The organism is Paenibacillus sp. FSL R7-0312, assembly GCF_038004445.1.
In the GTDB taxonomy this organism is placed as follows: Bacteria; Bacillota; Bacilli; order Paenibacillales; family Paenibacillaceae; genus Paenibacillus_AQ.
On the sequence record NZ_JBBORE010000001.1, the window covers coordinates 1,954,717 to 1,970,459 of the forward strand.

Consider the following 15,743-nt stretch of genomic DNA (forward strand, 5'->3'; position numbering starts at 1 on the left):
TTATGTATATGTAAGGATTCGGTAAAACTTTCGGGTACTCAAGGGGTTAGGGATTTGTTACAATAGATACGCCTGCGATAATAATGCAGTTTATGGAAGCTTCCGCAGTTTGGTGTCGATAAGATAAGGCCCGGCGGAATATGTCAGAATCGGGAAGTGATAAGATGATCGAGATGCAGGATGTATGGAAGACCTATCCTAACGGAACCCACGCGCTACAAGGAATATCTGTCAAAATCGACCGGAATGAGTTCGTCTATATCGTCGGACCGTCCGGCGCAGGTAAATCAACGTTCATGAAATTAATTTATAGAGAAGAAACACCGACCAAAGGACAGATCTCTGTAGGGGGGTTCAATATCGGCAAGCTCAAGCCCCGCAAGATTCCTTATGTCCGCCGCAACATCGGCGTGGTGTTTCAGGATTTCCGCCTGCTGCCGAAGATGACGGCTTATGAGAATGTCGCTTTTGCGATGGAGGTTATCGAGGCGCCGAAGAAGGTGATCAAGAAGCGTGTGAATGAAGTGCTCGATCTGGTGGGACTGCGCAGTAAAGCCGGACGTGAGCCCTCACAGCTCTCAGGGGGAGAGCAGCAGCGGATCGCCATTGCCAGAGCCATTGTCAACAACCCTTCTGTCATTATTGCGGACGAGCCTACAGGCAACCTGGACCCGGAGACCTCATGGGGCATCATGCAGCTGCTGGATGAGATTAATTTTCGCGGAACAACGATCGTAATGGCTACCCACAACAGGGATATTGTCAACAAAATGCGCAAACGGGTGCTGGCTATTGAGAACGGGACGATTGTCAGAGACCAATTGAGAGGGGATTACGGTTATGAGTTTTAAAACCTTCTTGCGGCATGTGCGGGAAGGCTTCAAAAACGTATTCCGCAACGGCTGGATGTCAGTGGCTTCCATCACGTCCATCGTTGTCTCTCTCTTCGTGCTCGGAGTGTTTATATTGCTGGTGCTCAATGTCAATGAAGTAGCGGACAAAGCTGACAGCCAGGTGCAGATCAATGTGCATCTGACGCTGAATACGGACCAGAAAATGCGGGAGAAGCTGGAAAACGAAATCGGCAGTATGCCGGAAGTCAGCAAGGTGGAGTTCGTCTCCAAAGAACAGGGTTTGAAGGAATTCCGTGAAGATATGGGGCCGGATGCCGCCGAGCTCCTGGAAGGCTTCGATGAAGATAATAATCCGCTGCCGGACAAGCTGCTCGTAGAGGTGATCGAGCCGACCACTGTTCCGTTTGTAGCTGAGAAGATAGAAGCACTGAACAAGTCCCTTGAAGAGCAGCCGATCTACAAAGTGAATTATGGCAAAGGCTCGGTGGAGACCTTGTTTAAAGTGACTAAGGCTGTGCGCAACATCGGGTTTATTTTTGTGGCAGGTCTGGCGCTGATGTCCATGTTCTTGATCTCGAACACCATCCGCGTAACGATTCTCGCCCGCCGTAAGGAAATCGGCATCATGAAGCTCGTAGGGGCAACGAATTATTTTATCCGCTGGCCGTTCTTTATTGAAGGTGCACTCATCGGGCTGATCGGCTCGCTGGTTACTTCGGGGGCGCTGTATGTGGGCTATAGCAGTCTGGTCTCTTCGGTGCAGGGAGATCCGATGCTGGGGCTGCGGCTGATTCCTTTTGAGGATATTTGGCTGCTGCTCTGCGGACTGCTGGTTGGCCTCGGTGTATTAATTGGCGTCTGGGGAAGTACGGTGTCGATCCGCAAATTCTTGAAGGTATAGCATAGATGAATTTCACATTTGAACAAAGGACGGGGAGTGCGAGTTGAAGAAGATTGTCGCCGGAATAGCCGTAATGTTGCTGGCTGTAACAATGTTCGGGCCCTCTGACGGATATGCGAAGAAAACAAGTGTTGCCGAGATTGACAAGCAGCTGAAGCAGCTGCAGCAGGAGGTCCAGGCGGCCAAGGCGGCGCAGGAGAAGGCGGCATCCCGCAATCAGGAAGCGCAGCACTATAAGAATAAGACGACGCTGAATCTCCAGTATGTGCTGGACCAGATTGCCCAGGTGAAGGGTGAGATGACGACCATTTCCGGTAAAATCGCCAGTACGGAGGAGTCGCTTAATGTGACGGCAACTGAACTGGACGATGCAGAGGCACGTGTGGCTTCCCGCGAAAAACTACTGGAATCACGTGTCCGCCTGATGTACACGGATGGTGCAGTCTCTTATCTGGATGTGCTGCTGTCTTCCACCAGCTTCTCGGATTTCCTTGACCGGGCCGATTCCCTGAAGATGATCGTGGATCAGGATCAGGATCTGCTGGTGCAGCATAAGCTGGACAAGCAGACGGTCATCGCGAAGAAGCAGGAGCTGGAGGGGCAATACGCCCAGGCTAAGCAGCTGTATACCGATCTGGAGTCCCAGCGAAGTGTGCTGAAGGAGAAGGAAGCGGAGAAGCAGGAGCTAATTGCTTACTACGATGAAGAGATTCAAGAGGCTGAGGTGATCTCCGAAGAGCAGAATGCCAAGCTGGTGCAACTGGCCAGCAACCGCTCTGCCCTGGAGGAGCAGAAGGACAAGCTCAAGGCTGAGGAAGCGGCACGCCGCGCAGCGGCCGCCAAAGCCGAAGCGGCACGCCGGGCGGCGGCAGCGGCTGCCAAAGCGGCCAAGGCCGCCAAGTCTGCGAGCAGCAGCAGAAGCTCCATTGCCAGCGTAGAGGAATATGCCGGCGGTGATGGGCCCTTCCTGCTGCCGGTAGGCTCGGCTCGTGTCTCTTCGCCGTATGGTGTCCGGACGCATCCGGTTACGGGTGAAGTCGGCAAAATGCATACCGGTGTGGACTTTGCGGTTCCGCAGGGCACGAATATCCATGCGGCCGATTCCGGTACCGTCCTGGTGGCGGAATGGTGGAGCGGTTACGGCTATTGTGTAATCATTGACCATGGCGGCGGGGTATGGACGCTGTACGGCCATATCCGCGAAGGCGGAATCAAAGTGAAACCGGGAGACCGGGTAGAACGCGGACAGACGATTGCCGAATCCGGTGCCACTGGACGCGTGACCGGACCGCATCTGCATTTCGAAGTTCGGGTCGACGGCAAGACGGTTAATCCTATGCCTTATCTGTAAATTTGAGCTCTAATAAATATAATTTCATTCAGCGGCATATACTGGAAGAGATGCCGTTTCTCATGGAACGGACCCTTGCGGGTGAGAAGATGGACAAGAAGGGACGGTGGGAACATCATGTTAAAGAAGAGTACCGCAGCCTTTATGATCGTTGCCGCGCTGCTGTGCGGCAGCCTGCTGACCCTGGGCGTGACCGGCTATGCGCATGTATTCGGACAAGCGGCAGGCGAGGGAATTGCGACAGTCCTGCAGACAGCCGGACTGCAAGACAAAGAATCCAAGAAGCTAGGTACCGCCCTCAGCCTGATCGAGAGCAATTATTATGAGACCGTGGACCGCGAGAAGCTGATCGACGGCGCTGTCAACGGTATGATGGAAGCACTGGGCGACCCTTATTCCAACTATATGGGCAAGGAAACGGCAGCAAGATTCGAAGAGAGTATCGAAGGCTCCTTCTCGGGCATCGGTGCTGAAGTCTCCTCGGATAACGGCAAGGTCGTTGTAGTCTCGCCGATCAAAGGTTCACCGGCTGAGAAGGCCGGCATTCAGGCCAAGGATGTAATCCTCTCCGTTAATGGGGAATCACTGGAGGGGCTTGAGCTTAATGATGCTGTAGCCAAAATCCGCGGTCCCAAGGGAAGCGACGCAACCTTGAAGATTCAACGTACCGGCACAGCGGAGCCGCTGGAATTCGTCATTACCCGCGATGATGTAAGACTGGAAACGGTCTACGCTACGATGGAGAAGGACAATATCGGAGTGATCGAGGTTACGCAATTCTCACAGAACACTGGGAAGCGGTTCGAGGAAGAGCTGACCAAGCTGGAAACGCAAGGCATGAAGGGACTTGTCATTGATGTCCGCAATGACCCCGGCGGTGTGCTGCCGGTTGTTATCGAAATGGCAGAGCAGTTTGTACCGGCCGGCAAGGCAATCGTACAGGTCGAAGACAAAAACAAGCAGCGCGAGGTCAGTACCTCAAAGGGCTCCAGGAAAAAGTATCCGGTAGTTGTGCTCATGAATAAAGGCAGCGCGAGCGCTTCGGAGATCATGGCAGGAGCACTGCAGCAATCTGCGGGTGCGAAGCTGATCGGTGAGGACTCATTCGGGAAAGGCACCGTCCAGACCAGCTTCGAAGAGCAGCTGGGTGACGGCAGTCTGCTGAAGATTACGATTGCCAAGTGGCTGACACCAGACGGCACCTGGATTCACGGCAAGGGCATCAAGCCGGATATTGCGGTCGCCCAGCCGGATTACTTCTCGGTGGCGCCGATTAATAAGAGTGTAACGCTGCAATATAATATGAACAGCACGGATGTCAAAAGCGCACAGACGATGCTGGATGGTCTGGGCTATAAGCCGGGCCGCAAGGATGGATATTTCGATGCCGGTACCAAGGAAGCGGTCAAGAAATTCCAGAGCGCCGCTAAGCTGAAGTCAACAGGCGTGATTGATGCCAAGACCGCAGAAGCGCTGGAGCTGGCGCTGATCAAGGTCATTCAGGACCCGGCCAAAGACAATCAGCGGAATAAGGGAATCGAAGAGATCCGGAAGGAAATCAAGGCTACGGCGTCGAACAAGTAAGAAGGCTGATTCCAGCCTTCTTTTTTTCTACAAATAGAAGAAAGTTTATGTTGTACACCTTGGGCTGAAGGCGATACAGGGTATTGCTGCTTCGATAACATAGACTCATTTTAGAGGACACCTAATACATTTCCACTAGTCCCGGACGAAAAGGAGTGTGACGAACGGTTTGAATGTGATGTTGGAACTGCTTGCTAGCTGGGGTACAGCGGTCATTCATCTGCTGATTCAGCCTTATTACTATATCGCTCTTATATTTATTGCACTCTATTACCGCAGGCAGGTTGCGCTGGAGCGGAAGCTCATCCATGTGAAGCTGCATAGCTGGGGCCGAGAAACGTGGCGGACGGTGTGGACTGGCGGGGTTGCGGGACTTGTGGTTTCCTTAGCAGCTGTAGCCTTGGGTGTCTCCTTATCCTATACGGCTGTAGCCTGCATCTGGGTGGTCAGTCTGGTATTAATGCTTTTTCGTGTGCGCTATTTATGCTTTGCGTATTCTATAGGTGTGCTGGGAATTGCTCAGTTTGTTCTTTCGTTCTTTCCGGATACGCTGCAGAGCGGAGCCGCAGGAACGATTGCCGGGGCGCTGCGGGAGATGGATATCCCGGCGCTGCTGGTGCTGGCCGCGCTGCTCCATCTGGCTGAAGCGCTGCTGGCGCGCTGGCAGGGCGCCAGGCTGGCGACCCCGCTCTTCCTTGCCGGCAAGCGCGGCAAGGTGGTCGGCGGCTACCAGCTGCAGGCCTTCTGGCCGCTGCCGCTGTTCCTGCTGATTCCCCCGGGTGCGGGAATCGGTGAACTGCCCTGGCATCCGCTGCTGGGCGGGGGCCTGGGCATGGTCTCCCTGCCGGTCATCATCGGCTTCAGCGAGATGACCCAGGGCATGCTGCCCGGACGCAAGGCGGCCCGCACTTCAGGACGGCTGCTGGTATACAGCATCGTCCTGCTCGGCTTAAGCCTGCTTGCGGACTGGTGGAGCCCGCTGACCCTGGTCGCGGCGCTCACTGCAGTGCTGCTGCACGAAGGGTTAAGCTGGTACAGCGCTCTGGAGGAGCGCAGTATCAGTCCTGTCTTCGTGCATCCCCCGGCCGGCCGCAAGGTGCTGGCCGTGCTGCCGGGCAGCCCGGGGCAGGAGCTGGGCATCCTGCCCGGCGAGGTCCTGCTGAAGGTCAACGGGGTCCTGTTGACCGGCGCGGCGCAGCTGCATGAGGCGCTGCGCATGAATTCGGCGTTCTGCAAGCTGGAGGTGCTGAACCGCGAAGGCGAGAGCAAATACCTCCAGCGCGCGATCTACGATGGCGATCACCATCAGCTCGGCATCATTCTGGTGCCGGAACCGGACGGAAGCGTGACCGCAGAGGCCAAGCCGTCCAGTATCTTCAGCATCATCGGGATGCAGACGGGAACCCGCCAGCGGGGCCATACGCCCGGGCGGCGGGGCCGGAAGAAGCCTGCCGCCTCTGCGGAGGCTAAGCAGAAATCTGCCGGAGTCTGACGGAATTACTTAACCTGTAACAGCAAAACTTGAAAGGCCAGTTCCCTGATTATCACCCAGGGAACTGGCCTTTTTTGAGGGGATATAAGAGTCTACATACAACTTGAAGGCTCTAATTTCCGCTAACCCGCCAATCCGGCAGAATTCCTGCATTACGTACAACAATGTGCCCCGGTTACCCAAACCAGGCCAAACCGCCACCCTATGATTCATTCCAATCTCGTATACGCCAAATTTAATGTCCCACAAAAGTCCCCGTTCTCTCTCCACCTGAAAAATCTGATATGTCCAGAAATCGAGACTACCCAGTGGAGGACGGATCGCCGTTTCCGCACGTAATACCCAAGCCGCTACCCAAGCCCCTACCCAACCAAGTCCCTACCGGTTCCCCTGACTCTTCAAATAGAGAATGGCGATCTGTGTACGGTCCCGCAGCCCGAGCTTGCTGAGGATATCGGTAATATAGTTTTTGACCGTGCCTTCACTTAGGAACAGCTTCCCGGCAATCTCTTTATTGGTAAGTCCCTCTGCAATCGAGGACACTATGGTCAGCTCTGCTTTAGTCAGCCCGTAGGATTCCAGAGCCTGCCTATGGGCGGCTTCCTGACGGACAGGCGGCTGGAGGAAGCCGGCCAGTTTGCGGGCGATATCCGGATGAATGAGCATGTTCCCCTCATGTACAGTCTTGATGCCCTGAATGATCCGGTCCGGCGGAATGTTCTTGAGCAGATAACCGCTGGCTCCGTTACGCAGTGCTTCAATGATATATTCATCATCGTCGAAGGTAGTCAGCATTAGAACGGCTACGTGCGGATGAGCCTCTTTGATCAGGCGTGTGCCTTCCACACCGCCGCACCCCGGCATCCGGATATCCATGAGTGCGACATCAGCCCCGCCGCCTGGCGTCCCCAACAAAGCGAGCGCTTCAAAGCCATCCCCTGCCGTTCCGGCCACCTCAATCTCAGGGTCCAGCCCGACCAGTACCTTCAAGCTCTCACGGATAAAAGAGTCGTCGTCCACGATCAATACTTTAATCATCCTATGCTTAGCTCCTTCTCACTGTAATTGGGGCTCCGCCAGCCCATAACTAATACTGAATATCCTCTCCTTGCCTGTACACAGGCAACCGGGTGATGACTGTGAACTGCGGCACAGGCCGCAGCTCCAGGGTCCCGCCGATCAGGACGGTGCGTTCCGTCATACCGGTTAGACCCATGCCTCCGCCGCTTTGCAGTTTATGCAGGGCGTCTTCTTCGGGCAGCCGGCCGTTATTTCCTGCCTCCATCATGATCTCGTGATCCCTATACGATAAGGTAATCCAGACAGAGTCCGCCTTGCCGTGCCGCAGTGCATTGGTGATGGCTTCCCGGGCGTTTTTATAGAGCACGACCTGAATGCTCGGGTAGAGCGGATAAGGAATCCCCTGCACAGTATAGGAGGTTGCAATGCCGGTATCACGGCCTACCTCCTCCAGCAGCCGGTCGAGCGCATACGCACCTTCAAGCTGCGGCGTATAGTTGATCCGCTTCAGCGCAGCCCGCATATCGTCCATACTGGCCGAGAGCTGGTCCCGGATCTGATGCATCATGCCAAGACCTGTTTCGGGAGCTGCCGGCAGCGTATGGATGGCGGCTTCGGTCATCATTTTGACCCGGATTAGCCGGTGTCCGATATCATCATGCAGCTGGCGTGCGATCCGCACCCGTTCCTCCGCTTGCGCGGCAACCTCTACCTGCGTGGTGAACTGGAGCAGACGCGAGCGTGCTTCCTCAAGCTCGAAATGCTTCTTGCGCAGCTCATCGTAGAGAAACAAGGTATCTGCGCGGCCGCGTCCCGTCCGGATCAGCTGTATATTCAGCGCGGCGGCCAGCAGGAAGGTGAGGTTCGTGAACGCCTGCACAGCCGGGGCAGCATCGCGGAAGGCAACATTGAGCAGCACCAGATGAATACAGAAGAAGGCAATTGCCATGTTCTTACGCTGCAGCCAGGAGTAGGACAGTACCGCCGACAGGGCCGGGAAAATCATCAATGTGCTGTACGGGTAACACAGCCAGGCTGTGTAGATCAGTTCAATGCCTCCGGTGAGCAGAGGGAAGGGCTTCGGCAGTTTTGTGCCAAGCGTCGCGATCAGGAGCAGCAAGAGGAAATGAAGAGTGAACTGTTCATAGTCGGCGTACTCATAGACATAGATAGATAGTACTGCAGGAATGATAATGAGACCGTAACGCAGCATATTCAGTTCTCTGGTCAATTAGGGTCATCCTTTTTATAGAATATATGAATTTATATGATTTCCTCGATAAGTTATCCATCAATTACTTCTCAGCTATCTCCATCTTATCATAAGAGTGCTATCGTTCAGGAGATGACTTTGGTCACCTCCAGAGGATGACCTTCTGTACCTTCGGCCACGCCTTCACTACGCTACAATGAGAATACGAGAACTAAGGGAACAGGAGCGATGGCAAATGGCACTTGCGGTATTAACCGATGTGGTGAAAAGGTATGACAGCAAACTGATCGTGGATCATGTGAATTTCAGTCTGCAGGAAGGCGAAATATTCGGCCTGCTCGGCCCTAATGGTGCCGGGAAAAGCACAACAATCAGCATGATTTGCGGTCTGCTTAAGGCGGACAGCGGCGAGATTCTGATCGATGGTCTGTCCGTAAGGGAGAAGCCGCTGGAGGTTAAGAAGCGTATAGGGCTTGTCCCCCAGGAGCTGGCCTTATACGAGAATATGTCGGCGGCAGAGAATGTAAGCTTTTTCGGGAAGCTGTATGGCCTGCGCGGGAAGCTCTTGAAGGAACGGATCCAGGAAGCGCTCGAATTCACAGGTCTTAGCGACCGGGCCAGGGATAAGCCGTCCACCTTCTCGGGGGGGATGAAACGGCGACTCAATATCGCCTGTGCCATCATGCACCGGCCGCGCCTGATTATTATGGATGAGCCGACCGTCGGCATTGATCCGCAGTCCCGCAATCACATTCTGGAATCGGTCAAAACACTGAATAAGCTGGGCTCAACGATTATCTATACCAGCCACTATATGGAGGAGGTAGCAGCGGTCTGTGACCGGGTGGCGATTATGGATAAAGGTCATATTATAGCCTGCGGCACGGAAAGCGAGCTGCGGGAGCGGGTAGCCCATGAGGAGAAAATCGTAGTTAAGGCGGCGAATATCACTCCAGCTCTAATTAACGAGCTTAGCCGGCATCCCCGGATCAGCCGGGTGGAGGCTGTGCAGGATGCTGTGGAGCTGTATCTGCCTTCCTCACAAAGTGAGCTGCAGGACATTCTGTTTATTTTCGCCAAGCATGAAGGGGTGATCGCCTCCCTTAACATTGAAGAGCCGGATCTGGAGACGTTGTTCCTCAGTCTGACCGGGCGGACATTACGGGATTAGAGGGGAGGACAGTAAGATGAATACCTGGACCATTATGAACTATGAACTACGCAGATTGTTCCGCTCACGTTCGATGCTGCTTAATATGTTTCTGCTGCCGCTGGTGCTGATCTTTCTGCTGGGGGCTTCGCTCTCCGGGGTGGTGGGCGTGAAAGAAGCCGATGAAATCGATCCTGTACGGGTAGCTGTTGTGAATGCCGCAGGCGGAGAAGCAGAGACTTCTGCGATGATAACCGCTTTTCTGGAGGCGCCGGAAGTGAAGGATCTCATCATCGCCGACAAGACAGAGAGCCGGGAGGCGGCTGAAAGCGGGCTTCGTACGGGCAAATACGCCTATGCAGTCATTGTTCCTTCCGGCTTCGATGAAGAGGTGCAGCACGGAGAGCGCGCCCGGCTGGAGTTTATTCTCGGCAAGGATCATACCGATAATCTGGTGGCGGGAACGGCTTTTGACAATTTTCTCAGTACGATCAATTACAAGCAGTCGGCAGCGGTAGCGCTTGGGCCGGAAGCACTTGCCGTTCCCCCGGTACCGGCAGAGACAGGGGCAGTGGTGATGGGTGATCTGAATAATGGGGGTAAAACCTATACAGCCTCCCAATTCTACGCGGCTTCCATGCTGCTGATGTTTCTTCTGTACAGCGGGCTGACGGTGACGGGCTCTCTCTTCAGTGATAAAGAGAACCATACGCTTTTTCGGATCAATTCGATGCCGGTCAAGGGCTCCCAGCTGTTTATCGGCAAAATGCTGGGGGTAGGCCTGGTCAGCATCCTTCAGTGTCTGGCGATCATTGTGCTGTCAGACTGGCTGTTCGGTGTCTACTGGGGCAACCGGCCGGGACTTCTGTTGTTGTTCTGCCTGCTGATGATCATCGCATCCATGACGTTCTCCATGGTGATCTGCCTGTTCAGCAAAACAGCGGCTAGCGCAACGAATGTTATTACTGTTCTGACCGTAGTGATGACCTTCGTCAGCGGGGGGATGGCTCCGCTTCCTGATTCCTGGGTGAACAGCATCGGTGCATTCACGGTCAACCACTGGGCACAGCAGGCGATTATCCGCATGATGCTCCATTCCGGTCTGAAGCAGATTCTGCCGAACTTATGGGTGATGTGTCTGATTTGTGCGGTTCTGCTGTGCGTAATGACTGTCTCATACCGGAAGGTGGGCTACCATGAATAAAATAATAACCATTGCCTGGAATATGATCCGGCGAAGCATTGGCACTGTCAAAGGGGTGCTGATATTTATTCTGCTGCCCAGTATTGTAGTTGCAGGAATTATTTCGCTCACTGGGGGCGTTGGCGATGGTCCGGCGACCGTATTATACGCCAATATGGATACGGGTGCTGCCGGAAAGCATCTGCTCTCCGAACTGGAGCAGACCGGCGATTACAAGTTTGAGCAGCGCAGTGATGAGGCGGCATTGAAGGAAGCTGTGATCGGGCAGGAGGGGACGGCAGGAATATGGATTCCAGAGGGGTATTCAACCGCCCTGATTGCCGGGCAGGAGCCGCAGATTAGCATCTTTGAGCTTCGGGCGAGCGAGAGCTCCATTATCGTCAAGATGAAGGTCAATGCGATTGCCGGGAATATGGCTGAAGCTGCGCATGCCGTTGCTGCGCTCAGCGGCGGCACAGCAGCAGATCAGCAGGCGCAGTTCGCTGCTGTGCTGAAGCAGGCGGAGCAGCATCATGTGGGCAGCATACGTACGGATTATGATTTATATCCCCGGGAGACGCTGGGTGTGATTACCGGTCTGACGCTCATGTTCCTGATGGCACTGGTGACAAGCTCCGTGTCCCTGATCAACGATGACCGCCGGGGGCGCACGATGATGCGGATGTTCAGCGCCCCGGTCCGTTCTTACGAAATTGCCCTCGGCAATTTCCTTGGCAGCTTTCTCGTAGGGATTATTCAGATCATTGTGGTGCTCTCGCTGGGCAAATGGGTGCTGCGCTACGATTATGAGATGCCGATGTTTCTCTACTTCCTGGTTCTGGCCGCATTCATGCTGGTATCCATGGGCATTGCCAGCACCGTAGCAGGACTGATCCGCAATCCGCGTAATGCCGGCATGCTCAATTCGCTGATCCTTACACCGACCTGTATGCTGGGCGGCTGCTTCTGGCCAATCTCGATTATGCCGGATTATATGCAGAAGCTGGCTAATTTCACACCGCAGAAATGGGCCATCCAGGCGGTAGATATCGCCGCAACGGGCGGAGGCTGGAACGAGCTGTGGCTGCCTTTTGCCATTCTGGGCCTGATGGCTGCAATCCTGCTGGCGATTGGCTCCACCATACTGCGTCCGAATGAAGCGGGGATCAGTGCTTGAGCTTTAACATGTTTCGTGGTTCTAAGTGTTATTGGGGGGCCAGAATTATCGACCACGGGACTTGAGAGCGGGCTACTGCGGCCACAATATTTCACCGATGTTATCATTGCTGTAATTATCAGCACACTGGTGACACCGCCGCTGCTAAAGAGTGTGTTCCAGGAAGAAGCGGTACGGAAATCGCCTTAATTGCTATGCTGCGATTACCAGGTTATTCTTTAACAGGCTGTCCTCTGCAGGGCAGCTTTTGTGCGTTGTACCTCTGGGAGGAGCCGGCCCCCGCCTTAAGACCGAGAACGAAACCCTCCGCCGGACCGTTTTGGCATCAGCCCAAAGCTTCTACACTTAAGCAAGAATCTGCAGCTCATACATAAGAGAACAGACATAAAGAGTTCAATACATTTGATGAGATGGAAGGGGTAAAAGAAATGACATGGCTTACGAAATGGTCGTTTGGCAATAAGGGGGCAGTCGGGCTGCTGGTGGTTATGGCGCTCGTGGTCGGTATCATGAGTTATACCTCGCTGCCGATGGAATTCATGCCGGAGGCAGATAATCCTCAGGTGACCGTTGCGGTCCTGGGTCCGGGCCAGGATGCGCATGCGATGGAGACACAAGTGACGAAGCCGATTGAGGCTGCGACCTCACTGGTGAAAGGCAAAACGGAGCAGATGTCCACCTCCGCTGACGGCTATGCCAAGGTGGATATTTATTTTGACGGCAAAACCAATATGAAGGAAGCGGCGCAGGAGGTTGAGAAGGCAGTTCATGCCCTGCAATTCCCGCAAGGCGTGATGGACCCGTTCATCATTCAGCTGAATACCTCGATGATTCCTGTGTCGCAGGTTACTGTATCGTTCGATGAAGGGCTCACCAAGGAGAATCTGGAGATTGCCGAGAACAAGATCCTTCCCGAGATGCAGAAAATTGATGGTGTGGCGAGCGTAGCCCTCTACGGCAAAACTTCTCCGCAGGTCCGGGTGAAGCTTGATCCGGCAGCAATGGCGGCGAAGGGAGTAAGCACGGCTCAGGTCATGGGATTGCTTCAGGGCCGCAGCGTATCGGCATCTGTGGGTGAGCAGACGATTGGCGGCCAAACGGGCAATGTGAACGTGGTTTCATCCATTGAGAGCGTCGATACACTTCAAAAGCTGCCGGTGGCAGCGGGAGTAACGCTAGGAGATATTGCCGCTGTCGCGCCCAAGCTGGACCAAGAAAGCGTCAGCCGCTCGAACGGCAAGGATGTACTGTTCCTCATTATCACCAAAGAAGCAAGTGCCAACGCGGTGGATGTGGGTGACAAGGTGCGTAGTACAGCAGAGGAGCTTAGCACCAGCGTCAAAAATGCCGAGGTATCCATGATCTTCAGCACTTCGGATATGGTCGTGACTTCGGTAAACAGCATGCTGCGTGAGGTGCTGCTCGGCGCTTTATTCGCCACGATTGTGATCCTGATCTTCCTTCGCAATGTACGGGCAACGCTGATTACGGCTATCTCCATTCCGTTATCACTGGCGGTTACCTTGTACCTGCTGAAGGTGTCAGGGATCACGCTGAATATAGTTACGCTGGGCGGCGTTGCCGTTGCGGTTGGACGGCTGGTCGATGACAGTATCGTGGTGATCGAGAACATCTACCGGCGGATGCAAAAAGAACGCTTGTCCCGCGAAATGGTAGTCAGCGCAACTGGAGAAGTCGCCCGGGCGATTACTACCTCTACGATTGCCACGGTAGCCGTATTCCTGCCGATGGGGCTTCTGCGGGGCGGGCTGCAAGCCTTCCTGCTGCCGTTTGCCTTGACCGTCACTTACTCGCTGCTGACCTCGCTTATAGTTGCCTTAACGGTAGTGCCGCTGCTCAGCTCCTGGCTGCTGAAGGGCTCCTCCTTGAAGGAGCATGAGCCTTCCCGCAAGTTCAGCCGCTTCCTGGAGTGGAATTTGCAGCGGAAGTGGATAACGTTATCCCTCGGACTGCTGCTGCTTGTGGGTTCCATTGGCGCCTATGTCACGATGCCCAAAGGCGCGCTCGATGCTACAGATGCCAGCACGGTAACCGTTCAGCTGGTCTATCCGAATAATGTGCCGGTATCAGAGGTGCTGGAGAATGGCAAACAGCTGGAAGCTGAACTGATGAAGCAGCCGCAGGCGGAGATCGTCATTATGCAATCCGGTAATAGCGCGGATTCGGCACAATGGGGTAATGTGGTATCCCTGACGCAAGTGGATTATACCGTCATTATGAAGGAAGATACCGACGCGCAGGCGTTCATGGATCATGTCCGCAGCCTGCAGTCCTCCTATGACGGAGCTGCATTAACTGTGGGAGCAGCCAGTATGATGGGCTCCAGCTCAACCAATGAATACATTGATATTGTGGGCGAAGATCTTCAGGCTATCAATACGGTTGCCAAGGAGGTTGCTGCCAAAGTAGAAACGATCGAAGGCGTAGGGAAGGTAACCAGTAACATGGAGGATACCAAGCCGGTGTTTGCCTTCAACGTAGATCCGGCTATGGCGAATGCCCAGGAAATCTCCATGCAGCTTAGTGCGATGCTGAATCCGGTTCCGCTGGGTCAGATCGAGCTGGATGGCTCCCCTGCCGCAGTAGTGCTGGAGCCAGTGGTTCAGCCTGCATCGCAGCAGGATCTGCAGATGATTACGCTTATGACATCCGCCGGCCCGCAGCCGCTGTCACAAGTGGCAGAACTGACGGTCACTGATCAGCCGGCAATGCTGTATCATAAAGACGGCAAGCCATATGTACGGATTACCGCAGAGGCAGATCCGAAGCAGGTCTCGGAGATCGGCGCGGATATTAAAGCAGAGACTGACAGCATTACCTTGCCAGAGGGAGTAACCCTGTTCGCAGGCGGTGCCTCGGCCGATCAGGCCGGAGATTTCAGCGACCTGGGTATGACCGCATTGATCTCGATTGGTCTGGTATACCTGATCATGGTATTGACCTTCAAAACGCTGCGTGCACCTCTGGCGATCATGTTCTCCCTGCCGCTCGCAGCGATCGGGGCCATCGTAGCGCTGTTGATCTCAGGTGTGACCCCTGACTTCACCGCATTGTTCGGGGCACTGATGCTCATCGGCATCGTGGTCACCAATGCGATCGTGTTGATCGACCGCATTAAGCATAATGAGGAGCATATGACGGTCCGCGAAGCCATTCTGGAAGCAGCCGGGACGCGGATGCGTCCGATTCTGATGACAGCCATTGCTACCGTCTGCGCCATGCTGCCGCTCCTGTTCGGGCAGTCCGAGCAGGGCAGCATCGTCTCGCAGAGTCTGGCCATTGTAGTTATCGGCGGCCTGACTGCGGCAACCTTGTTGACGCTGCTCGTAGTTCCGGCAATCTATGAGCTGCTCTATTTCCGCAAATCCTCCAAAGAACGCAAGAAGGCTGCCGCAGCCGGAACTGTGGCGTCAACGGATCTGCCTAGCTGATTGGGGAAGTAGCTGCAAGAAGAGAACGGGATGGACATAGCTGGAAGTAGTAGTTGATGAAAATAGTAGTGGAAAGTAGTAGCGGAAAGTAGTTATTGGGACAGCAATGGGATTTGGTAGCAGTAGTGAGAGCATTAATCAGAGCAGTGCGGGATTGTCCGCACTGCTCTTCGCCGTCTGCGATGCGGCAGTGGAGTCTTCTTCGTCAGCTTCGTCCAAAACAGCCCCACTTGAAGCAAGTAACTGATCCTGCGCTAAGGGGGTCAGACCAGTGGAATCCTTCATTATGCATACCAGATCTGGTGCTGGCGAGATGAAGAATCACAAGATCACACTGTGTATGCAAAAATGTTGTACGTATTACAA

Annotated in this window: 11 protein-coding genes; 9 read left to right on the top strand and 2 right to left on the bottom strand. The window is 54.4% G+C overall.

Annotated features, from left to right (window positions below; all coding sequences use genetic code 11):
• Positions 1-164 precede the first annotated feature (164 nt).
• From ftsE to MKX70_RS08490, 5 genes are all read left to right on the top strand, one after another.
• Positions 165-851 (top strand): cell division ATP-binding protein FtsE, encoded by a 687-nt coding sequence (gene ftsE, locus MKX70_RS08470; protein ID WP_039302777.1) that lies wholly within the window; start codon positions 165-167, stop codon positions 849-851.
• On the top strand, positions 841-1,755 hold the full coding sequence (gene ftsX / locus MKX70_RS08475) for a permease-like cell division protein FtsX (protein WP_340839887.1): 915 nt from the start codon (positions 841-843) through the stop codon (positions 1,753-1,755). Before ftsE ends, ftsX begins: the two co-directional genes overlap by 11 nt.
• Positions 1,756-1,798: 43 nt before the next feature.
• Complete coding sequence (locus MKX70_RS08480) at positions 1,799-3,106, top strand: murein hydrolase activator EnvC family protein (RefSeq protein ID WP_340839888.1); 1,308 nt, start codon at positions 1,799-1,801, stop codon at positions 3,104-3,106.
• Positions 3,107-3,223: 117 nt separating this feature from the next.
• Entirely contained in the window at positions 3,224-4,690 is a 1,467-nt protein-coding gene (locus MKX70_RS08485) for a S41 family peptidase (protein WP_042240165.1), read from the top strand.
• Positions 4,691-4,859: 169 nt separating this feature from the next.
• On the top strand, positions 4,860-6,182 hold the full coding sequence (locus MKX70_RS08490) for a PDZ domain-containing protein (protein ID WP_442950497.1): 1,323 nt from the start codon (positions 4,860-4,862) through the stop codon (positions 6,180-6,182).
• 378 nt (positions 6,183-6,560) lie between these two features.
• On the opposite strand, the gene MKX70_RS08495 is transcribed toward MKX70_RS08490, so the two are convergent.
• Positions 6,561-7,220: a response regulator transcription factor gene (locus MKX70_RS08495; protein ID WP_042240160.1), complete on the bottom strand. Its 660-nt coding sequence runs from the start codon at positions 7,218-7,220 to the stop codon at positions 6,561-6,563.
• A gap of 49 nt (positions 7,221-7,269) precedes the next feature.
• Positions 7,270-8,433, bottom strand: coding sequence for a sensor histidine kinase (locus MKX70_RS08500; RefSeq protein ID WP_042240157.1), 1,164 nt, complete (start codon positions 8,431-8,433; stop codon positions 7,270-7,272).
• Positions 8,434-8,650: 217 nt separating this feature from the next.
• On the opposite strand from MKX70_RS08500, the gene MKX70_RS08505 reads away from it, so the two are divergent.
• From MKX70_RS08505 to MKX70_RS08520, 4 genes are all read left to right on the top strand, one after another.
• Positions 8,651-9,586: an ABC transporter ATP-binding protein gene (locus tag MKX70_RS08505; protein WP_042240154.1), complete on the top strand. Its 936-nt coding sequence runs from the start codon at positions 8,651-8,653 to the stop codon at positions 9,584-9,586.
• Between the two features lie 16 nt (positions 9,587-9,602).
• Positions 9,603-10,769, top strand: a complete 1,167-nt coding sequence (locus MKX70_RS08510) for an ABC transporter permease (protein ID WP_042240151.1) — start codon at positions 9,603-9,605, stop codon at positions 10,767-10,769.
• Complete coding sequence (locus tag MKX70_RS08515; protein ID WP_042240148.1) at positions 10,762-11,925, top strand: ABC transporter permease; 1,164 nt, start codon at positions 10,762-10,764, stop codon at positions 11,923-11,925. Before MKX70_RS08510 ends, MKX70_RS08515 begins: the two co-directional genes overlap by 8 nt.
• A gap of 428 nt (positions 11,926-12,353) precedes the next feature.
• Complete coding sequence (locus MKX70_RS08520) at positions 12,354-15,377, top strand: efflux RND transporter permease subunit (RefSeq protein ID WP_340839889.1); 3,024 nt, start codon at positions 12,354-12,356, stop codon at positions 15,375-15,377.
• The last annotated feature ends 366 nt before the right edge of the window (positions 15,378-15,743 follow it).